Origin of the sequence: Paenibacillus apii (assembly GCF_011043685.1) — a bacterium.
GTDB classification, from domain to species: Bacteria; Bacillota; Bacilli; order Paenibacillales; family Paenibacillaceae; genus Paenibacillus_AQ; species Paenibacillus_AQ sabinae.
Map to the genome: position 1 here is coordinate 120,150 of NZ_JAAKGU010000010.1, position 21,505 is coordinate 141,654.

General features: G+C 53.6%; 14 protein-coding genes and 1 tRNA gene. 3 read left to right on the forward strand and 12 right to left on the reverse strand.

What is annotated here, in order from left to right; genetic code table 11:
• Positions 1–91: 91 nt before the first annotated feature.
• The 12 genes from G5B47_RS19425 to G5B47_RS19480 form a co-directional block, all read right to left on the reverse strand.
• Positions 92–1,297 (reverse strand): GTP-binding protein, encoded by a 1,206-nt coding sequence (locus tag G5B47_RS19425; protein ID WP_165101593.1) that lies wholly within the window; start codon positions 1,295–1,297, stop codon positions 92–94.
• A 20-nt stretch (positions 1,298–1,317) separates the two neighbouring features.
• Complete coding sequence (rpmG, locus tag G5B47_RS19430) at positions 1,318–1,467, reverse strand: 50S ribosomal protein L33 (protein WP_165101596.1); 150 nt, start codon at positions 1,465–1,467, stop codon at positions 1,318–1,320.
• Between the two features lie 154 nt (positions 1,468–1,621).
• A tRNA-Leu gene (locus G5B47_RS19435) sits at positions 1,622–1,709 on the reverse strand.
• 158 nt (positions 1,710–1,867) lie between these two features.
• Positions 1,868–3,898, reverse strand: a complete 2,031-nt coding sequence (locus G5B47_RS19440) for a methyl-accepting chemotaxis protein (protein WP_165101599.1) — start codon at positions 3,896–3,898, stop codon at positions 1,868–1,870.
• A gap of 249 nt (positions 3,899–4,147) precedes the next feature.
• The gene (locus G5B47_RS19445) at positions 4,148–7,957 is read right to left on the reverse strand and encodes a GH32 C-terminal domain-containing protein (RefSeq protein WP_165101602.1); all 3,810 of its coding nucleotides are present in this window, start codon (positions 7,955–7,957) and stop codon (positions 4,148–4,150) included.
• A gap of 215 nt (positions 7,958–8,172) precedes the next feature.
• The gene (locus tag G5B47_RS19450; RefSeq protein WP_165101605.1) at positions 8,173–9,012 is read right to left on the reverse strand and encodes a carbohydrate ABC transporter permease; all 840 of its coding nucleotides are present in this window, start codon (positions 9,010–9,012) and stop codon (positions 8,173–8,175) included.
• Between the two features lie 12 nt (positions 9,013–9,024).
• Positions 9,025–9,957, reverse strand: a complete 933-nt coding sequence (locus tag G5B47_RS19455) for a carbohydrate ABC transporter permease (RefSeq protein WP_165101607.1) — start codon at positions 9,955–9,957, stop codon at positions 9,025–9,027.
• A 114-nt stretch (positions 9,958–10,071) separates the two neighbouring features.
• Complete coding sequence (locus tag G5B47_RS19460) at positions 10,072–11,940, reverse strand: GH32 C-terminal domain-containing protein (RefSeq protein WP_235949874.1); 1,869 nt, start codon at positions 11,938–11,940, stop codon at positions 10,072–10,074.
• A gap of 303 nt (positions 11,941–12,243) precedes the next feature.
• Complete coding sequence (locus G5B47_RS19465) at positions 12,244–13,860, reverse strand: response regulator transcription factor (protein ID WP_025334362.1); 1,617 nt, start codon at positions 13,858–13,860, stop codon at positions 12,244–12,246.
• Positions 13,861–13,865: 5 nt separating this feature from the next.
• Positions 13,866–15,647: a cache domain-containing sensor histidine kinase gene (locus tag G5B47_RS19470; RefSeq protein ID WP_165101612.1), complete on the reverse strand. Its 1,782-nt coding sequence runs from the start codon at positions 15,645–15,647 to the stop codon at positions 13,866–13,868.
• A gap of 195 nt (positions 15,648–15,842) precedes the next feature.
• A complete protein-coding gene (locus G5B47_RS19475) occupies positions 15,843–17,171 on the reverse strand; it encodes an ABC transporter substrate-binding protein (protein ID WP_235949873.1) in 1,329 nt (442 codons plus the stop codon).
• Positions 17,172–17,540: 369 nt separating this feature from the next.
• On the reverse strand, positions 17,541–18,488 hold the full coding sequence (locus G5B47_RS19480) for a radical SAM protein (protein ID WP_165101614.1): 948 nt from the start codon (positions 18,486–18,488) through the stop codon (positions 17,541–17,543).
• A 276-nt stretch (positions 18,489–18,764) separates the two neighbouring features.
• Between G5B47_RS19480 and G5B47_RS19485 the strand changes: the two genes are divergently transcribed.
• From G5B47_RS19485 to rd, 3 genes are read left to right on the forward strand one after another with little or no spacing between them, the layout of a single operon-like run.
• Positions 18,765–20,000 carry an FprA family A-type flavoprotein gene (locus G5B47_RS19485; RefSeq protein WP_165101617.1) on the forward strand — a complete coding sequence of 412 codons (1,236 nt, stop codon included), beginning with the start codon at positions 18,765–18,767 and terminating at the stop codon, positions 19,998–20,000.
• A 16-nt stretch (positions 20,001–20,016) separates the two neighbouring features.
• The gene (locus G5B47_RS19490) at positions 20,017–21,252 is read left to right on the forward strand and encodes an NAD(P)/FAD-dependent oxidoreductase (RefSeq protein ID WP_165101620.1); all 1,236 of its coding nucleotides are present in this window, start codon (positions 20,017–20,019) and stop codon (positions 21,250–21,252) included.
• Positions 21,253–21,280: 28 nt separating this feature from the next.
• Positions 21,281–21,454 carry a rubredoxin gene (rd, locus tag G5B47_RS19495; protein ID WP_025334356.1) on the forward strand — a complete coding sequence of 58 codons (174 nt, stop codon included), beginning with the start codon at positions 21,281–21,283 and terminating at the stop codon, positions 21,452–21,454.
• Positions 21,455–21,505 lie beyond the last annotated feature (51 nt).

A 21,505-nucleotide genomic window follows, 5' to 3' on the forward strand; every position in this document is an offset into this window, starting at 1 on the left:
TATTAAAAGTATCATTAAAAACGTTTAACGAATGAAGAGCAAAGAGCCGGAACCTTAACCGGTTCCGGTTCAAAGCATTTACCCGGCTGGCTCAATCTTCAACCGGCCAAGGCAGCGGATTATTAAATGTATTCCAGTCCTGCTTCATTTCTTCCTCACTCAGCAGGCAACGGTCCAGCTCTTTCTCTATATCCTCCCGGTTCATATCCATGCCGATGAAGACAAGCTCGGTCATTCGATCGCCCCACGTATGATCCCAGCGTTCCAGTACTTCCGGTTCGCCTTCCAATACTTCGCGCTGCTGGTCCTCCGGCAGAGATGCCAGCCAATATCCTGCGGGACCAAACTGAATGGAGGGGCCGGCCTGGCTAAGCGATGCAGCCATATCGCCACGCGCCGCGATCCATACCAGTCCTTTTGCCCGAATCACTTCCTCAGGCCAATCGTTTAAGAAGTTACTGAGGCGCTCAGGATAAAACGGGACTCTGCGGCGATACACAAATGACCCTATTCCGTATTCCTCGGTTTCCGGAGCATGCTCTTCCTTGGCAAGCTCCGAAATCCACCCTGAGGACATGCTTGTCTTCTCAAAATCAAACAAACCTGTGTTCAAAATTTCCTTTGGGTTCACAACCCCGTTCACGGTACGAATGATTTTAGCTGTCGGCTGAAGCTTTCTTAGGACAGCCTCCAGCTTAACCAATTCTTTCTCCTCAACCAGATCGCACTTGTTCAGCAATAAAACATCGCAGGTTTCAATCTGATCAATCAACAGATCTACAATATCTCTATAGTCCATCTCTCCAACCGCCTGATTGCGGTCAAGCAAGCTTTCCCCCGATGCAAAATCTTGCCAGAAACGGTTGGCATCAACGACGGTAACCATCGTATCCAATCGGGCCAGGGCGGTTAAATCGATGTCCAAATCCGGATCTGCATAAGTGAAGGTTTGCGCTACCGGAATAGGCTCGCTAATTCCCGATGACTCAATCAGGATATAATCGAACCGGCCTTCGACGGCCAGCTTTTGTACTTCCCGCAGCAAATCATCCCGAAGCGTGCAGCAAATGCAGCCATTGGACAGCTCCACCAGCTTTTCTTCCGTTCTCGACAGGGCGTTCCCCGATTTTACCAGATTGGCATCCACATTGACTTCGCTCATGTCATTAACAATAACAGCAACCTTTAACCCGTCCCTGTTATGCAATACATGATTCAGCAAAGTCGTTTTCCCGGCTCCCAAATAACCGCTTAAAACTGTTATCGGAATCTTCCTGTCCACCTGTTCAGCTAACATGTATGGCCTCCTCCCATGAATTAACGCGTTTCACGATGCAGCGTATATTTTTTGAGCCGGGGGCTGTATTTGCGCAATTCCATGCGTCCGGGGTGCGTCTTTCTATTTTTGGTGGTCGTGTAATTGCGGTCTCCCGTTTCGGTACACGCCAAAGTAACAACAACTCTCATCTCTGAACATCTCCTTTTATTCGTAATTATTACGATTTAATCATTCTACATACTCTTTTCCTTTATGTCAATCGCTCCGATTGCAAATCTCGAATATGCAAAAAGCTCCTGAATCGTCACAAGGACAAATTCAAGAGCTTGTTCATTAATATGGTGGTGCGGTCGAGAGGACTCGAACCTCCACGGGGGGTTAGCCCACACGGACCTGAACCGTGCGCGTCTGCCAATTCCGCCACGACCGCATGTTATGTAATTCCGGCTGCAATCACCGTAATTAAGAATATACAGCTTTTCTTTGTGAAAAGCAACACTTTTTTTATGAAGCTGATCGCGATTCGAAACGCAGGCCTTTTGCAAGAAACGCCCCTGCCTTCCGGCAGAGACGTTCCTTGAGTATAACCTAAATTTTAAATTTCTCAACCAGCTGCTGAAGCTCTTTGGCGCTTTGGGTGTTCTCATCCGCCATCTCGGCTTCTTTAAACGTCTTCTCTACGATTTCGGAGGTCTTCTCGGCAATATCCTGTACGCCAGCCGCACTTTCGGAAATCGTCGCCGCCACCTCGTTGACCGCAATCGTAATCGCCGAGACCGTCTCGCTCAAATGTCCAGCCGAGGTCTCGAAATCGCTCATCAGATGGTTAATCAGCTCCGCATCCTGATTATACTGCTCGCCAACCTCTTTCAGCTTCTCATAGTCGGTCAGCACATTCCGGTCGATGAAGGAGAGCAGATCCTCCGAACTGTCCTTCATCTGTCCGACGGAATGATGCACCCCTTTGACGATATCCTGAATACCCGATGCGGTCACCGACGATTTCTCGGCCAGCTTGCGGATTTCCCCGGCGACTACCGCGAATCCTTTTCCGGCCTCGCCCGCCCGCGCCGCTTCAATCGCCGCATTGAGCGCCAGCAGATTCGTCTGGCTCGTGATGTCCATGATCGTCTTCGCCAAATCATTGATTTGGGTAATCGTACCTGATTCCTCAATCGCCTGCTCCATTTTGGCGCGGACCGAATTGTAAATATTCTGCGCATGCTCCGCCGATTCCACCGCATCTTTCCGCAGGGACAAGGCGCGGCTTGTAATGCCCTCCGACACTCTGCCGCCTTCCTTCGCCTTCTCGGAGATGGCGCCAACATTACTATCGATCTCCTGGATCGCGGCAGTCATTTCCTGCGTGGAAGCAGCGGTTTCTTCCATGCCTGCGGACAGTTCCTCGGTCGTCGCCCCGTTGTCATGGGCGTTCTCTCTAACCTCAACGGCCACCCGTTCCAGCATTTCGGCATTGGTAAGCACTTGACCCGAAATACCTTTGAGGCTGCCCGCCATATCTCTTAGCACGCCGCGGGTCCGGAACATCGCTTTGGCGATGGTGCCGGTCTCGTCTTTGTTGTTCTGCAAATATTCATATTCATTGTCGTATTTCAGATCCAGCTCGGCCGTCTTGTTGATTAGCTCAGTCAGCTTAATAATCGGAGCGGTAATCTTCTGGGATACGAACACGCCGATGAGCAGGGTCACCGCCAGACTGATCAGACCGAGAATGATAATAAAGACCGTCATTTGCCGGACGGGCTGCATGATCTCCCCCACGTCTCCCGCCAGAACAAGCGTCCATTTGGTGCCCGGAAGGACGGTGTAGGCCGCTTTTTTCGCCTTGCCCAAATAATCGTAGTCGATGATTCCGTCGGCTGGCCGTTCACCTTTTTGAACACGGGCAACAATGGCTTTGATACCTTCGTTCTCCACCGGTTGGCCGATCTTTTCTTTGGTCGGATGGTAGAGCATCGTTCCCTGATCGTCAACCAGGTAAGCGTAGCTGCTCGATCCGTTCACCGCTTTGGCAGCCCCCAGATAGGTCGTCAGGCTGTCCGCATAAACGGCGGATGCGGCAAGGCCCACCGTCTCAGAGCCCGCCTTCACCGGCTGCGCGATAGCAAGAACAAATGCGCCCGTCGATTTGGACTTGAGCGTCTCGCTGATTACCGGCTCGCCGGTTTGAAGCACTTGTTTCACATAAGTCCGATCGCTGATGTTTTTGCCGACCAGCGCAGGATCGCTGTCCGCTATAATCACGCCGTCCGTGCCGACGACGAACATATGCTCCAGATTTCCTGCGTCCTTAACCAGCTGCTTGAGCCTGGCATTAACCTCCGCGTGAAGCGCGCTATCCCCGGGGGCTCCATTCCGTACTCCCGCAAGCAGCTCCGTGACTCCGGCCTCTCCGGCGAACACAGCCATGCTGTTTTGCTCTTTCTGGACCATGGTATTTATCGTTTCACCGCGGCTCTTGTTCAGTTCCAGCATCGAATTGTCGGACATGGACCCCAGCGAGCCGGCCGACTTCGAATAACTGAAATACCCCATCAGAGCGGTGGATAGCAGGGTAACCGCAAGAACCATTAGTGAAAGCTTGGAACGAATCTTCATTATTTGTCTACACCCTTTCAACACGGACGATACTTCTGTCGAAATACGCTCGATGTACAAATTGTAATATTCATTCTTATCGGAAAAAGATTTTAAAAAATGAACAGGGATATTGTCAAAATTCATGGATTCTAATGTAAACGTCCAAAAATGGCACGCTGAAACAAGTTAAAGCCCATATACAGCAAAAAATCCGCCGAAACGAAATGAATTCGTCCGGCGAATTTTAATGAAACGCTTTATTCCGCTTTAATTTTTGATGACATTCTGGTAGCTGGCCGTTCCTCCAAATACATTCAGGCCGAAATACCCGCTGCTGAATGTGGAGTCGTTAACGTCGATGACCGGAGTGGTCGCGCCGTCGAAGTACACCTTGATATTCGTTCCGGAGGTCACGATTTTGACATGATAGGCCGTACCGGATGTCAGGGTCGCCGGAATGTTGGCGAGAACCTGGGTATCGGAGAAGCTGCCATTCAGTTTATAGAACAATCTCAGCGCTCTGATATTGGGATCAATATTGAAATAATAGCCGCTGGAGCCGTCCGAAGTGGCTCGGAAAATGATGGAACCCGCCCCTCCGCTTCGGTCCAGCTTGACATCGGCCTCGTACGTGAAATCAGAGCCGGTGCTGCCGGACATGTAATTGCTGTCCTTGTCGAACGTGCCGGAGATCCCATCGCCGGTCACCGTCCAGGAAGGTGCCGGCATGCTGTTCCAGCCGGTCAAATTGGTCGTAAATGAACCGACCTCGACGATAGTCTTGCCGACAATTCCGCCCGATTGCGTCGTCGCGGTAATCACTGCCCTGCCCTGCGCAACCGCCGTGACGTCAGCGCTGACGGAATCGGCCTGGGATACCGACGCCACCGCCGGATTGCTTGAGCTCCACACCAGCGTTTTATTCGTTGCGGAGCGCGGCAGTACATCTGCGTACAGCCGGTAAACGGAGCCGCCGGCCAGTTGAATGCGGGTCTGGTCCATGACAACCTTTTGCGGCGTTGAACCGGTAGTAGGCTCGAACCGCCAGACATTGCCTAACGGATAATAATTGAGCGAGATGATTTTTACATTGCCGCCGGTGGTATAGAAGCTCAGGCCGTTACGTGCCGATCCGGGAAAAATCATATCGGAGAATACTGCTTTGCCATCGTTTCCGAAGGCCTCGATAGATGATTGATCGACGTAGATATGCATCTTTACTCTGCCATTCTCCAGCGGAAGAACCGTGCTCTGCACGGGATGGAAATTGGCCGTGAACCCGTTTGCTCCAGCGGATGTGCGGTCCACGAACATTTCCGATGTGCCGGGCTTGTAGCCCACAACCGTCTTCTGGCTGCCTCCCTCCCGCAGACGGAAACCGAATTCGGATGCCGTGCTGCCGGACGGCAGCTCAAGCACCGCGTCGATCTCATAGGCCGTGCCTGCGAGCGCCGCGAGCGGATTGGCACTCGAAGGAGTGACCGTAACGTTGCTAAGCGAAGCCACGTTCGCCGTGTCACGGAGCGCGTTCAATTCGGAGACAGGCGTCTCTGTCATCCGGACGCCGGTTCCCGGGATGTCGGTCAGCTTCAGCTCGCGCGGAATGGACATCTGTCCGTTCCAGGGCGAGGTCGGGAAGCTGAACGGGTAATCCCAGTTCGACATCCAGCCGATGGAAATCCGGCGTCCGTCCGTGGCCGGAATGCCGTCAAACGTCATAGCCGCATACATATCCTTGCCCTTCTCGGTCCGAAGTACGGTCGAAGCTGGGTTATCGCTGGTAAACGTCGTGCCGTCAAAGCTTCCGACGTAATACTCCATTGCCGAGCCCTGCGTGGCGGCAACTGCTCCGGTGCTGAGCATCACCACCCACTTCTTGTTGCTCGTGCTTCCGTCGACAGGCAGCTGGAACAGATCCGGGCATTCCAGCACGCCGCCATGCAGGTAAGATCCGTAGCCGAATGTGCTGGCGAACGTCCAGCTGAGGAGGTTGGTCGATGTATAGAACCGGATATGGTCCCCTCCCGAGACGACCATGACCCATTTTGAGTGATCCGCATCCCAGACTATCTTGGGGTCGCGGAAATCCCAGCCGCCGTCGGCCCCGCCCGGATTTTGCACTACGGGGTTGCTCGCGTAATCGGTCCAGGTGCGCCCTTTGTCGCTGCTGTATGCAATGCTGATCTTTTGGTTGCCGTTCGGCTTGTCCGGATTAAACGAAGTATAATAGGCGATCAGACCCGATCCGCCCGGGAACAGACCGGAAGCGTTATTGAGATCCGCTACAGCCCCGCCCGACCAGGCATTCCCGGCGTCGTTCCATGGAATGGCGATAGGAAGGCGCTTCCAATTGACCAGATCGGTGCTTACCGCGTGAGCCCACTGCCCGTCCTGCTGATGGAATAAGTGATACTCGCCCTGATAATAGACCAGGCCGTTCGGGTCGCTCGCCCGGTTTCTCGCTTCGGTAAAATGGTACTGCGGACGATAGGTCTCGTTGTAGTATTGGCTCAGATCAGTGGCATAGACGTTCTGGAAATAGGCAGTGCCATTGAACGTGTTCAGCCCGATTTGGCCCGAAGAATAGGACGTATCGGTTGCCGAGATCACCGGAGTAGCTGCGCCATCCACATAAACTTTAATACTGGAACCGTTTACAGAGATTTCAATGTGATACACGCGTCCGGTATCGATGCTCATATTGGCCGTGGCGATCGTGCTTCCCCCGCTGCGGTTGAAGAGCCGGACACGGTCCAGATTGGGATCAATGTTCAACACATAGCCTCCGCTTGACGCGGATGAGGCGCGGAAGACGAGACCCGCCGTGCCATGAGAAGTTCCGGCATCCACGGAGAGATCGCCTTCGAGTACAAAATCAGATAGGCTCGTTGACGCCACATTAAAAGCGTCGGTGCTTGCGGCGCTTGTCCCTTTGAAGCCTCCCTGCTGCGGAATCCAGGTTCCGCTTGGCGACGTCCAGCCTTCCAGGTTCGTGTTCAGGGTGCTGATCAGAATATTTTGAAACACGGCTGAACCGTTATAGACACCCAGTCCCGTAAATCCCTGCGTATACGAAGTGTCCGTGGCCGTAAGCAGCGGGTTGTAACCGCTCGTGTTTATGAAATCGCTCTGCAAGTACACTTTGATTGATGAGCCTTGCGCCTTGATCCGGACATGATAGACTTTGCCGGGGGCAATCTGCGCAGTCGCCTGCGCCAGAGTTACGTCTCCCGCCGTCTTATAAAGCCTGATGCGGTCAAGGTTAGGATCGATTTGCACCCCGTAAGCCTGCGATCCGTCCGCATTCGAGCGGAACAGCAGCGTGCCGAGGGCATACGCATCGTTAATCAGCACGTCCGATTCGTAGGTGAAATTGTCCGAGCTTGTTGCGGAGATGGCCGAAATATTCTGATTGGCAGCAGCCGAGCCTTTCCACCCTTGCGATGTAAGATTCCATGTCCCTGAAGTGTTCCAGCCCGTCACATTCGTATTCAGCACATTTACGAACACGTTCTGGAAATAGGCAGTACCGTTATAGACATGAAAGCCGGTGAGTCCCGAGCTATATTTGGAATCGCTTACAGAAAAGGCCTGTGTACCGTCTGCGTAAACTTTTAGCGAGCTTCCATCGGCAGCCACCTTCAAATGATAGGAAGTGCCCTCGCTCATCGTCTTGGAAACAGGCGCTGCCACGTCCGTTCCCGTGGCATAATCGAACAGGCGGATGCGGTCCATGTTCGGGTCCAGGCTGACGACATAACCTTTGGAACCGTCTGCGCTCGCCCTGAACACCAGCGAAGCCACGCCGTATGGCGATGAGGCATCGACTTTGACGTCGGCGTCATAGACAAAGTTCGCCCCCACAGCCGCTGTCGACATATTGAAGGCGTTGTCCGCTCCGGAACTAACCCCACGGAGTCCGCCCCCATCCTGCGTCCATGTCCCCGATATAGGCAAATATCCGGGAGTGTTGCCGGCAAGCCCTGCTGCATGGGCAATCGGAGAGGCATACAGAGCAGAAACCCCTAATGCAAGCGCTAACAAAAATGCTGTCCATCTACCTTTACTTCTTCTCATACATTCGCTCCTTAAACTCAAATGAGCAAGACCGGGCGGATCGCCGCCGCGGTCTTGCATTATTGCAACGAGGACATGCCTTGGCTGTCCTCAGTCTTGCACATTTTTTGATCGAGTTGTCCCGGATTGGACGGCCCGTCTGAAGGCTTGCTCCAGTTCATTCCGGTACCGGCTGATCCCTTAAGGTCCGGCTAACTCCCCGATTGAAGCTTCCGTCAGCCTTTTACTCCTGACGCCGTAATCCCCTGAATGTAATACCGCTGAAGGAACAGGAACAGAATCAGAATGGGCACGGTCGAAATGGTGCTCGCCGCCAGAATCTTCGACCAATCCGTTCCTTCCGCCGAAGAGAACGCGGCAATGGCTACCTGAATCATCTGCTTCTTGTCATCGTTGATGACGATCAGCGGCCACAGGTAAGAGTCCCAGTTGCCGAGGAAGGTCATCAGCCCCAGCGTGATCATCGGAGGTACAGCAGCGGGCAGCACGATCCGGGCAAAGGTGCGCGGCATCGTTGCGCCGTCGATTTTGGCCGCCTCCAAAATTTCGTCCGGAATTTCAGCGAAGAACTGCCGCAGCAGGAAGATCCCGAACACGGACAGCATCGAAGGAATAATCAGCGCTTTGTACGAGTCAAGCCAGCCGAAATTGTGCATAAGCAGGTAGTTGGGAACCAAAGTCACTTCGCCGGGAATAATCATGGCGGACATGAACAGGGCGAACACGATCGCCTTGCCCCGGAAACGCAGCTTGGCAAAAGCGAATGCGGCCATCGAATTGATCAGCAGCACGAGCACCGTGACAATCGAGGCGACGAACAGCGTGTTGCCGATATACGTAAGGAACGGATTCCGTTCGTTAAAGATGACATCTTTGAAGTTCTGCAGAGTCGGATGCACCGGCACGAACAAATGAATATTGAAGCTGTTCGAGTATTTGAACAATTCCTCGTAGGGACGGGACGCCCCCGTGATCATCCAGACAATCGGAATGATGGACACGATGGCGATAATAATCATGATTGTATATTTGGCAAAGCTTGCAAAACGGTTCATATCCATTCCCCCTTAGTAATCCTGATTCCGGAACAGTCTCATCTGCACAAGTGAAATGGCGAGCACGATCGCGAACAGTATAAACGCCGCCGCCGTTCCGTATCCCATTTGCATTTGCTTGAATGCCATTTGATAAATATAGAAGACTGCGGTTTCGGTCGCTCCGTTGGGTCCCCCATTGGTCAGAACGAACACCAGACCGGAAATCTTGATCGCGTCAATCGTCGTGATAATGACAACGAAAGCCGTTGTGCGGTTAAGAAGCGGGAGTGTAATCCGGAAGAACTGCTGGATTTTGCTTGCGCCGTCGACTCTGGCCGCTTCGTACAAATCCTGGGGAATATTGTTCAGCCCCGCCAGGAAAATAATCATAAAAAATCCGACCGCTTTCCACATGCCGAGCATAATGACACCGTTCATCGCCGTATCCGGATTGGACAGGAAATTCGTCGTTGGCAGGTGCACGAGTTCCAGGAAATTGTTCAGCAGACCGTATTCCTTGTTGTAGATCAGCTTGAAGACCGTCGCGGCCACAGCCGTCGAAATGACGACCGGAATGAAGTAGAGCGTCCGGAACAGGCCGGTTGCGACTACCTTTTTCTGAATCAGCAGCGCCATACCGAGCGAGATGATGGTCTGAATCGGAATGACGATGATTGCAAAATAGAACGAATGCCCGAGGCTGGCGAGGAACGAGCGATCCGTCATCAGCGTTTTGTAATTGTCCAGGCCGACAAAGGTTTTGGTGCCGCCGACCAGATTGTAATTTTGAAAGCTGATAATGAACGCCTGCAGCATCGGGTAGAACACGAAGATAAGCAGGAGGGCAAATGCCGGAAGGACGAACCACCATGCCGTCATTTCTTCGTTTCTCAAAGAGGAATGCCGCTTCTTTTTCGGTACGATATTGGCCGCAGGTTTTGCAGCAGTTGTTGGACTTGCCATAAGTTACCTCATCTCCAATCCCTCCGCCGCTCCGGGCCGCTTCCCCAAGACCTGAAGGGACCGTTTGCCGTGCGGCGGATTAATATTATGAATCAAGCCTCTAGCATAGGCGGGCTAAGGTTTATACACGAACGCGCTGAGCACGGAATAGACTTTGCCGTCCGGAGTCCGCGCCTTGATTTCGGCCTGGCCATCCTTGATGCCTTTAATGACGGCTGTCGTTCCTCCGTCGCTCACGACCTTGGCGACCGTCTCGTCGGACGATTCCCAGACCAGCTTCTGCGGAGCGGAATACGGGAGCACCGCCGCGACCGCCTGCGCGCTGCTGCCTACCGGAACATCCAGGCTGCTCTTGTTCAGCACCACCCTCAGGGGAACCGTTCCGTCCGCTGCCTCATCCCGCCATACGGACTTCATCGGATAGAGCGCCGCGCTTTCCAGCTTAACGCTGCCCTTGGAGAGATACAGTTCCAGGCCGCTGCTCGTGGCGTTCGGGAAAATAATGCTGGAGATCACCGTTGTGCCGTCTCCTGAAAACACTTCCAGCGTGGATTCATCCACATAGAGACGCAGCTTGACGGTTCCGTTCTCCGGCTTCAGCGGCGCTTCCACCTTCTCGGCAAAGCCCGGTTCAAACGTGCTGTCGCCCGATTTGGTACGGTCCACCGTTAAAGTGGAGGATGCGGCATTGTAGGAAATGACCGTCTCCTGCCCGGCTCCCTTTCTCACCTTGATGCCGAATTCCGCGCTGTCATCGACGTTAAATGCCGCATCCAGCTCATAGGATGTGCCGAGCAGCGAGGAGAAGGGATTGGAGCCCTTTTTCAGCTCCTGTGCCGGTATCTCCGCCGGCTTGCCGCGCAGGGCTTCCAGCTCTTTAACCGGCTGCTGCGCCAGCCTTAAGCCTTCTCCCGGTACGTCTTTGAGCGTCAGGACGCGGGGCACGGACATATTGCCCTTCCAGGGGTCCGTCGGCATGTTGAAGGGATAGCGCCAATTGGACATCCAGCCTGTATAAATTCTCCGGCCGTCGCTTTCGGGAATGTCGGAGTAGGAGACGGCGGCGTAGAAATCCTTCCCGTAATCGGTCCAGAGCACCTTGGAGGGATCGTTCTCATTCTTAAAGTTCTTCCCGTCAAAAGATCCGACAAAATACTGCGCGGTTGAGCCTTTGGTCGCCGGGTTGTTGCCGATGCTAACGGCCAGCACCCACTTCTTCTCTTTGGTGCCTTCAACCGGAAGCTCGAACAGGTCCGGACATTCCCATACCGCGGCATGCGAACCCTGATCCGCTCCGAATTCGCCTGTCATCTCCCACTTCTTCAGATCAGGCGAGGAATAGAACCTGACTTTGTTATCTACGGAGACAACCATCGTCCACGATTTTGTTGGTTCATACCAGAACACCTTGGGGTCCCGGAAATCCTTCAGGCCGGGATTCGGGATGACGGGGTTTCCTTCATACTTGGTCCACGTCCGCCCTCTGTCGGCGCTGTAGGCGATGCTCTGAGACTGCAATCCGCCCTTGAAATGGGTGAATATCGCAACCAGTCCCGGCTTGCCGTCAAAAAAACCGCTTGTGTCCTTCCAATCAACCACCGCGCTGCCCGACCAAATCTCTCCGAGCGAATCGCGCAGCAGCGCTACCGGCAGATGCTGCCAGTGAATAAGATCCGTGCTTACCGCATGCCCCCACTGTCCGCTGTTCTGATAGAACTGGTGATACTCCCCCTCGAAAAAGACCATCCCGTTCGGGTCGCTCATATTTCCCGTTTCCGGGGACAAATGATACTGCGGCCGGTACAGCTCGGTGTAATAATTCGGGTCCTGACTGAATTGGAAAGGCGCCGGTGTCACTTCATTTGGTGTACTTTCGCTCTCAGCCTCTCCTCCCTTGGACGAGCCTCCCTTTCCGCAGCCCGACACCGCCACAACCAGCGCCAGAGCCATCAGGCATAACAGCTTTTTTGTTTTTTCGCTCATGCCGTCTACTCCTATCTTTGGGTTCAACATATTGAATTCTTCCCTTGTGATTTCATTGTAGACGACCGGCCGGCCTAAAAATTTCAATATCATCGGGTATTAACTTGCAATTTTTTGGCCCGCTTTAATGGGGTGTTGTCCGTCCGGGCGGATGCCCGCAGACTGGCAGCAAAACAAGGTTCAGGCCGCTAAAAAATCCGGTCCAGACAGCAAAAAACCGTACCAAGCGGTTCACACGCTTTTCAGGTACGGTTGTTTTGTTTCGAAGATAGAAGCGGTAAGGCGGATAATGCGAAGAGTGCATCACTGCGCGTTCTGCAAATAATCTTCCCTGTATTCCTTCGGGCTTTTGCCGGATGCCTTCTTGAAGACGGTGCTGAAATAACTGGAGCTGGAATAGCCGACAAGCATCGCGATATCGGTCAGCTTCAGCTCGTTTTCCTTCAGCAGCTGCTGGGCTTTGGCGATGCGCAGACCCGTGACATAATCGCTGAAGGTGACCCCGACATGCTGCTTGAAGAGGCCCGACAAATACGTTTCGTTCAAGTGGAACATATCCGCCAAAGAGGACAGATTCAGCTCGTAGCAGAAGTTCTCCTCCACATATTGGCGGACGGCCTCCACGATATGCTGGCCGCTGGAAAAACGCGTCTTCTTGACCTCTTCCATCACAAGCCCGGCCAGTTCGTCGATCTGTCCCATAATGCCCTCTCTGGATTGATAATCCGATATGGTCATCTGGCAGTTCCATAAATGCTTTTGTAGCGAAGAGTCGCCCAGCTCGAATTTCTTCGCCACTGAACTGAACAGCAGCAGCAGCCGGAGCGCAAGAAAGGTAAAGGCGAACACCGGCGTATCCCGGTCGGCGGAGAAGACGGCCTGCAGCTGGCGCCGGAACGCCGGCATATCAAGGTTCTCGATCGCCTGAACCAGCTTGCGCTCCATCTCAGGCGTAAACGCGTTTGTCAGCTCCAAGAGACCGGTCTGTCCGCTCCCTTTTTGCTCATGCACGGTGCTCCGGCTCCAGGCCAGCATACAGGAGGCATAGCCATTTTTCAAAGCGTCCCAGCCCTCCACGGTCTCCCCGATTCCAGCCACGCTGTCGACGTTCAAATATTCGGTAATATTCCGCTTCAATTCGGCGACGAAGCTCTCCGCGCTGTTCTCCGGCACGCCTTCCCCCATCACGATCAGAAAATACATCATCGAGGAGTGGGCGATTTCCGGAAACGGATAGATCCCTTCTCTCCGCGAAGCCGTCTCTCTGCACAGCATCTGGAAAGCCAGATTCATCAGGTCCCTGCGTTCCCGGCTCACGCCGAGCCGGTCCGGTGGAATCCGCATCTCCACCGCAGCGAAGCGGGCTTTTAAGCTGTCTGTGGCCAAAGGGGCGAGCTGCAGCTGCTGCAGCCGCTCCTTAACGGCCGAAAGGCTGTACCATTCGTCTTTGACCAGCTGCAGCAGATAATGCTCCTGAAGCATCAACAGCTGCTCATTCTTCTGGTGCCGCTCCCGCTCCGAATCGCGGAGCCGTTCCTGCTCCGCGGTGATATCGGCGGCGATTCTGCCGAGCATTTCGGTCAATTCGCCGCGGGCTACAGGCTTCAGCAGATAGTCTTTGACGCCAAGCTGGATGGCCGCTTTCAAATATTCGAAATCAGAATAGCCCGACAGAACAGCCGTGCGCAGTCCCGGATAGCGCTCCTTGCAGATCGTGATCAGCTCGATGCCGTTCATCTTGGGCATGCGGATATCGGAGATCAGAAGATGGGGCAGCGGCCCCTCTTCCAGCAGCTGCAGCGCTTCTCCGCCGCCGGATGCTTCATAGGCAATCCGAAACCCGGCTTCTTCCCAGTTAATCTTGGCTTTGATGCTGTCGCGGATGCCCTTCTCGTCATCGACCAGCATAATCGTATACATCCCATTCAGCTCCTTACCGGCGGCAGCTTCAGCGTAATGGAAGTGCCCACATTCAATTCGGACTTGAGATTCACTTCAAACAGATCGCCATAATACAAACGGCAGCGGGAAAGCACATTTCGCAGACCGATGCTGTTCCCTTTATCGTTCAATATACCGACGCCGCTCCTTAGCTCCGTATCCGCAAGCACGCTGCGGATCAGTTCCTCGGGCATGCCGATTCCGTTATCCTCGATGGTCAGCCACAGCTGGCTTCCTCGCAGCTCCGACGATATCGTTATTTCGGCGGTGTCGCCTTTTTCCAGGCTGTATTTAATCGCGTTCTCCACCAAGGGCTGCAAAATGAACTTCGCAATATGAAGCGACTCGGTCTGCGGATCGCAATGGATAGTGACGTTCAGATTATCCTGATGACGCAGCTGCAAAATGAACAAATAATCGCGGATATAGCCCATTTCCTCGCTGACCTTCACGAGGTCGCTGTCCAGTCTGAGCGAATATCTCATCATCTTGGCGAGCGCTTCCGTCGCGTCCATGACGAGCTCCTCCTGCTTCATCGCCGCCAGCCCGCCTATAATCTCCAGTGTATTGTAATAAAAATGCGGATTAATCTGCAGCAGCAGCGCCTTGTATTCGGCATTCTTGCGCCGCAGATCCGTCTCGAATTCAGTCTCGATCAAATATTTCAACCTGTGGGTCATCTGCTCGAATACGCTGGCGACATAATTCACTTCGCTCTGCCGTTTCCCGGCCTTGGGCATATGCTGCAGCGCAAGATCAAACCGCCCGTGCTTCACATGCCTCATCGCCCGCGCCATGGCGCTAAGCGGCCTTGTAATCCCGATCGACAGCCACAGAGCGACCGCGATAACAACCAACAGCAGACCGAGGCTTCCCAGCAGCAGCGTCTGCTTGATTCGGGTAATCTTCGCATACAGCTCCGCTTCGGGCACTTCCCCGATAATAATCCAGTTCTGCGCCGGCAGCTTGCGGTAGAACAGGAGATAATCCCGATCCTTCTGCCGCAGCGGAATGATGCCGCTGATAACCCCGGCGGAGTGCGCCTTGACATATGCCAATCCCTCGCTGACCACCTGCTTGCTGTCCCCGAGATTCTGGTCAAGCACGCTCGTCCCTTCTTCGGTCAGCAAAAAAGCTCTTCCGCTGCTGCCGAACCGGATCTTGTCAATATCGCTGCGCAGCAAACTGGTCGGGTAATTGATCTTGAGCAACCCGATATTGCTCAGGGACTGAAGCTGAACGAGGGGAACGACAAGGCTGTTCACTTCTCTCCCGCGCATGCTCTCATCGCTCTGATCGGGGTCATGATGGGCCCCGGTCCAACGGATATTCATATGCATGTACTGCTTGTACCACTCTCTGTCCTTATAGCTTCGATCCTGCGTCCAGATTCCTCCCCCGTCATCCCTGAACGCGGAAATGGAGATGATGTTGGAGTTGTTGATGGCATAGGAGGAGAAAAAATTCCGCAGCTGCTGCATCGCCAAATACCGTTCTCCGGCTGTGCCACTTCCGTTTAAACTTGTTGTAATCCACTGCTGGGTGAACGGGCTGCTGAGCACCTGCTTGCCCGTGTCTTCGATCTGCAGGAGCAGCGTATCGGCATGGGATGCGAACTGGTCGATCGTCTGAAGCGTCGAGGTCTCGATCGAAGATTGGATCTGCTTCGCCGACTCCTTGCTCAGAATGAACACGACGGCGGTAAAAGGAATAATCAGCAATATCGAAAAAGACAGCATCAATCGGCTTCGCAGCGAGTACGGCATGTTGTTACAGCTCCTGTCTAAGGCCCCGCTTCTTGCTTTAGGGCCGGCAAACTTTAATCAGTATAGTCGCTTTTTACCCAAAAAGAAATGTGTTTCATCGACTTTCCGCCCCAACGTCCGAAAAGAGACGGCCGGATTTCCGGACGCCTCTTCTCCAACCTATTCGTGCTCTCCCGCTTGCTTTCGGGAAGGCGGTTATTTTTGCGGCAGGTCGGCATAAGCCTTGTCGATCTTGGTGATGGTATCGGCAACGGCGGCATCGACGTTCCGTCCGCTGATCGTTACTTCCTCGATCATCTTGTTCACCGCTTCGGACATTTGCGGGAAGATCGGAGTAATCGGACGTGGTCTGCCGTATTTTTGGTTCTGTACAACAAAGATGTTCTTCGGATATTCATTGAGTTCCGGGAATTGCTTCGCCACGGAGTAACGGGCCGGAATATCTTTGGTCATCGAGCAGTAGGTCTTCGAGCCTTCGGCTCCCGTCACGTAGTTAACGAACTGCCAAGCGGCTTCCGGGTTCTTGCTCTTCGCGGAGACAGCCAGCGCCCAGCTTCCGTTCGCTACGGCCTGCTGCGTTTCCTTAGGCAGCGGAGCGATGTCGTAATCGACGCCCAGCTTGAAGTTCGGGAACTTGTCGGCATAGTTGCCAAGAGACCACGAGCCGTCAATCGTCATGGCAAGCTGGTTATTCGGGAACGGGTCCGGCGGGTATTCCAGAGAGGATACCTTGGACTTGTTATACAGATCCGAGAAGAACTGCAGCGCTTTTTTCGTTTCCGGCTTATCCAGGTAGCCTTTAGAGGTCGTTCCGTCCTGGCTCATGATATCGCCGCCGAATTGCCAGATGATCGGATACTTGAAGTAAGCCGTTCCGCCCGCGTTGCCGAAGCCTTGGGCCGGGTCGATGCCGTAGACGCCTTTGCCCGGATCGTTCAGCTTTTGAGCTGCTTCAAGCACTTGATCCCAAGTGATCGGCTCATCCGGATTCTTGGAAGGAAGCGGAATGCCCTTGGCTTCGAACATCTTCTTATTATAGAACAAAGCGATCGAAGATTCGGTCAGCGGCGCCATGTAAATCTCGTTCTTGTAAGTATACGTTTTGATGGTGGATTCCGGAATATCTTCCAGATTGCCATCCTTTTTAAAATATTCCGTCAGCGGTTGCAGAGCGCCCGCCTGCGCGTAGGAAGCCATGTTCGGTGCGTCGATTGCCATAATATCCGGCGGGTTGCCCGAAGCGATGGACGTTCTGAGCTTCGTATCGTAATCCGCGTATGGGATCGGACTCATCTCCACCTTGATGTCGGGATGGCTCTCATTGAAGGAAGCGACCAGTTTGTCATACGCCGCGTTCTCTGTATCATTACCGGAATTTCTCCAGAAGGTCAGCGTCACCTTCTCGCTCTTTGTCCCGGAAGAATTTCCCTCCGCCGAGCTGTTGCCCCCTCCACTATTTCCGCATCCGGCCAACAGACCGGTGATAAGCAGTGCGCTTATAGCCAATTTTGTTTTCTTTTTCAATTCTGTCCTCCCCTTTCTGTTATTGAATGCCCTTACATTGCAATCATAGCAGACCCTCTTCATCATAAAATTCACTATTTTCTGCTTCGTCTTTATAAAATATTCGGGAATGATCCGGGGGCCCGCAACCCGCGGTTCCACATTGCCACATAGCAAAGAAACCACTTCCATAATTAGGAGAAAGCGGCGCTGAGCCGGCCTGTCCCGATCGGGGCTGAACGGTTTCCAATACCCAAATCATAACAGATTTTAGAGAAGACGGCTTGATCTCGTGAAAACGGCATCAGGGCCGCCTCCCGCTTCGCTTGGGGAGACGGCCCTGACGGCCTGATCAGACCGGCCTTTCGCCAGGAGGCCGCTCGCTGAAGCCTAGACTCCCGGCGGAAACAGCGCATCCCGGGCGGGACAAGGCTGCCGTTCCAGAAACTGCTCCAGCTCCGCCGGCATCGGATTATAAATATCCTTTAGCAAAGTCCCATGATATATATTTCCGATTACAACCGGATGGCATAATTCGGAGATCAGGATATCGCCGTTGCCGTGCAGATGCAGCTGGGTCTTGCCTTCAATGCAGTGCGAAAAATAAACGCCGGGCTGCTCCCGGAAGCCCAGTTCCTCCATAAAGCGGTCCATGCAGGTAAAGTACAGCACGGTGTCCTCTTTTTTCTGGGCAATCAGGTCGTTGACCGCCTGTTTCAGCGCCTCTCGGGCCGCTATCGATTTCCAGCCGCTGTGGTCCATAACGATGCTGTTCTGGATTTCGTGCGTCCGGACGCCCATGTCGTAGACATGCTCGCTGATCTCCCGCATACGATGCTCGGTCTCGCTGAACAGCAGCGTTTCCAGCACGGTATCCACGTCCGTCTTGGCGAACTGCGTAATATTCTCCCTGATCTTCCGGTACACGGTCGGATGGATGTTGTAATAGCGCGAGAACTCATCCTCGTTCGTGAAATTAAACGAAATATGTATGGTCGTCAGACCGGCTTTGGCAAGTCTGTCAATTCTCGAAGCGCTCAGCAGGCTGCCGTTGGAGTTAAGCTGCGTCTGAATTCCTCTCGAAGCGCAGTAGGTGACAACCTCCAGACAATCGTCGAACTTCAGCGTGACCTCGCCGCCGGACAGGCGAACTCTTTTTAAAGAAGGAAGCTCTTCAAGAATGCGGATAATCTCTTTCCCCTCAAGGCCCTGCCCGTCGTTCCGGTTGTAAGCGCAGCAGTAGTCGCAGCGGAAGTTGCAGTTCGACGTAACGCCGATTTCCAGCCCCTCCAGCTCCCAGGTTTGCGGTTTAACAAGCTCAAGTGATTTGTAAGTCATGCTCTTTAGGTCCTCCCGAGAAGTAATAATTGCGAGCCTTTCGCCCGATGCTTGAACCTAAGTGATTATAGCGGTTTACGCTTCCGGAATATGTGACTTTTATCGTGATCGGGCGCACTACCTCCAAATACCGTTCATGTATAGTAAAACTATGAAAGAAACGCCAAGCTTCATCCTGAAACTTTCAAAATTTGATTCAAATCCTCTTTTTTGAACGGCTGCCCGGATACAATGAATTTGCTGGTCAACCAATCAACCTACAGGAGGTCATATCATATGATTGCAAATCTCAAGATTGCCGACAACACTTACTGGGTCGGAAAAATAGACGACCGTGAAGTTCCGTTCCACCGTCTCGTGCTGGCAAAGGGCACAACCTACAATTCCTATTTGTTAAAAACGGGCAAGCCGACCGTCATCGATACCGTCGATATGGAGTTCGGACGGGAATATGCGGAACATCTGGCTGAAATGATCGATCCGCTCGACATTCATTATATTGTAATCAACCATACCGAACCCGACCACTCCGGCGGACTGGCCGCGCTCGCGGGCAAAGCTGTTAATGCCGTCATCGTCTGTACGGAAATCGCCGTGCCGGAGCTGCAAGAAATATACAAGCTTCACAACCGGAATTTCCTTGTTGTCAAAGACGGAGACACGCTGGACATCGGCGGCAAGACGCTGCTGTTTAAAGAAACGCCGTACCTTCACACCGCGGAAACGATGATCACCTACTGCATCGAGGATAAAATCCTGTTTCCGTGCGATATTTTCAGCACGCATGTCGCGGCGGGGCGCCTGTTCGCCGACGAAGCCGGCTTTGATATCACCGAGGATTTCAAGGGCTATTACACGGCCATTATTCATCCGCACCGCAGATATGTAAGAACGCTGATTGAAGCGGTCAAGGATCTGGACATCGAAATGATCGCTCCCTCCCACGGATTCGTCCTCCGTCAGGAAGTGCGTAAATATATCGACCTGTACGCCGAGCTGAGCCGTGAAACGACCCAAGGGAAAAAAGCAGCCATCGTCTACACCACCATCAGAAACAATACCCGGAAAATGGCTAAAATCCTGGAGGATTCCCTTCAGCAGAACGGGATCGAGACAGCGGTCTGGGATGCCGATAAAGCGGAGGCGGCGGATATTCTGGCCAGCGTCTCGGCAGCCGATGCCGTCTTCGTTGGCAGCTCCACCCGGTATGCGGATATGATCGGAAACCTGGAGCCGATTCTTATGCAGATGCAGTCGATGAACCTTGAAGGGAAGCTGGCTGCAGCCTTTGGCTCATACGGATGGAGCGGAGAAGCGATAGAGGTTATCCAGGATTATTTGAACGGAACCAACATGAACGTGCAGAGCACTTCGGGAGTCATTAAGACTACAGGGATGACCCATGTGGAATTTCCGGTAAGAGTCCGCTTCTCGCCCAAAGAACCCGAAAAAGAACAAAAAATCAGACATGCGGCGGAATTCGTTTCAGACCTGCTGCTGAGCTCATTTTAGGAAGGAGCGTACCAACATGACGAAGCCCTATGTAATTATCGGCGGCGGCGTGGCTGCCGTTCATGCGGCAAAGGCGATCCGGGACCGTGACGATGCAGCGGAAATCATCATTCTCGGCGAAGAGAACCATCTTCCTTACAACCGGATCAAGCTGACCAAGGGTCTGTTCACCGACCTGCACAGTGAAAAGGTGCTTATTAAAAAAGAAAAATGGTATCTCGCCAACCGGATTACCGTGCACACTGGAGCACGCGCCGTATCTATCCATCCGGATCTCCGCCAAGTCGAGATGGAGGATGGAAGTACGTGGGAATACGGCAAGCTGCTCCTGTGTATGGGTGCCCGAAACCGAGCGCTCCCCGTTCCGGGAGCCGGCCTTCCCGGGGTACACTCGATCCGGGAGATGAAGGATGCCGATACGCTCAAGTCCAGCCTCGCAAGCGGCAGCCGCGTCGCAGTCATCGGCGGAGGCGTTCAGGGGCTGGAAACAGCATGGGCGCTGTGTGAAGCCGGTTACGACGTAACCGTCATCGAAGCCGCCCCACGGCTGATGGCCCGCCAGCTGGACCGGTATTCTTCGGAGCGCCTCCAGTCGGAGCTGGAACGTTCCGGCGTCACGGTTCGCCTGCATTCCGGCGTTGCCGCCATCGAGGGAACAGGATCGGTTCAGGGAATCCGGCTGGAAGACGGCTCCCTAATTCCCTGCGATCATGCTGTCTATTCCATTGGCATCCAGCCGAATACGTCCATTGTCAAAGATACGGACATTGAGGTCCGGAACGGCATCGTTGTGAATGACCGCCTGGAAACGAGCGTAGCGGGCATATATGCCGCCGGAGACGTAGCCGAACTGGACGGCCATGTGGAGGGGCTGTGGGGAGGAGCGCTCGAACAGGGCCGCACGGTGGGCTTCAATATGGCGGCCGGCGATCCGGAAGTCTACGTCAAAGCGGTGCCCCTCACTCTTTTTAACGCCTTCGGCATCTCGCTGTTCTCTATCGGAACGGTCGATGAAGACCGGTGCGACCTCATGCTGTCCGGTGAGCAAAACGGAGTGTACACAGCCATTTTTATTAAAGGAAACACCATCGTTGGCGCTATTTCCTGGGAAGGCGCAGCCGCCTCCCTCGTTTACAAGGAAGCCATCGAGCGGAGAATCGGGCTTGAAGGCATCGCGCTTGCCGGTATGGATGCAGTCTCGGTTATAGATGAAGTGAAGTCCAGACTGAGCGGGAAGACATGCAGCGCCTAACTTAAATTACATTCAGGAGATGATTAGGATGAAAAAATACATCTGTGAGCCTTGCGGTTATATATACGATCCTGCAGTCGGCGACCCTGATGAGGATGTCGCTCCGGGAACGGCTTTTGAGGACCTGCCCGAAGATTGGGTCTGCCCCGTCTGCGGCGAGGATAAAGACCATTTCGCGCCGGTTGAAGGCGCTCAAGCTTAAACCGGCGCCTGCATGAAGCAAAGACCGGCACCAAGACGGTGAGAACAGGAG

What these genes read in the sequence shown, in the direction of transcription:
- G5B47_RS19425 (WP_165101593.1), bottom strand. Translation starts at nt 1,297, where the DNA reads ATGTTAGCTGAACAGGTGGACAGGAAGATTCCGATAACAGTTTTAAGC.
- rpmG (WP_165101596.1), bottom strand. Translation starts at nt 1,467, where the DNA reads ATGAGAGTTGTTGTTACTTTGGCGTGTACCGAAACGGGAGACCGCAAT.
- G5B47_RS19440 (WP_165101599.1), bottom strand. Translation starts at nt 3,898, where the DNA reads ATGAAGATTCGTTCCAAGCTTTCACTAATGGTTCTTGCGGTTACCCTG.
- G5B47_RS19445 (WP_165101602.1), bottom strand. Translation starts at nt 7,957, where the DNA reads ATGAGAAGAAGTAAAGGTAGATGGACAGCATTTTTGTTAGCGCTTGCA.
- G5B47_RS19450 (WP_165101605.1), bottom strand. Translation starts at nt 9,012, where the DNA reads ATGAACCGTTTTGCAAGCTTTGCCAAATATACAATCATGATTATTATC.
- G5B47_RS19455 (WP_165101607.1), bottom strand. Translation starts at nt 9,957, where the DNA reads ATGGCAAGTCCAACAACTGCTGCAAAACCTGCGGCCAATATCGTACCG.
- G5B47_RS19460 (WP_235949874.1), bottom strand. Translation starts at nt 11,940, where the DNA reads ATGAGCGAAAAAACAAAAAAGCTGTTATGCCTGATGGCTCTGGCGCTG.
- G5B47_RS19465 (WP_025334362.1), bottom strand. Translation starts at nt 13,860, where the DNA reads ATGTATACGATTATGCTGGTCGATGACGAGAAGGGCATCCGCGACAGC.
- G5B47_RS19470 (WP_165101612.1), bottom strand. Translation starts at nt 15,647, where the DNA reads ATGCCGTACTCGCTGCGAAGCCGATTGATGCTGTCTTTTTCGATATTG.
- G5B47_RS19480 (WP_165101614.1), bottom strand. Translation starts at nt 18,488, where the DNA reads ATGACTTACAAATCACTTGAGCTTGTTAAACCGCAAACCTGGGAGCTG.
- G5B47_RS19485 (WP_165101617.1), top strand. Translation starts at nt 18,765, where the DNA reads ATGATTGCAAATCTCAAGATTGCCGACAACACTTACTGGGTCGGAAAA.
- G5B47_RS19490 (WP_165101620.1), top strand. Translation starts at nt 20,017, where the DNA reads ATGACGAAGCCCTATGTAATTATCGGCGGCGGCGTGGCTGCCGTTCAT.
- rd (WP_025334356.1), top strand. Translation starts at nt 21,281, where the DNA reads ATGAAAAAATACATCTGTGAGCCTTGCGGTTATATATACGATCCTGCA.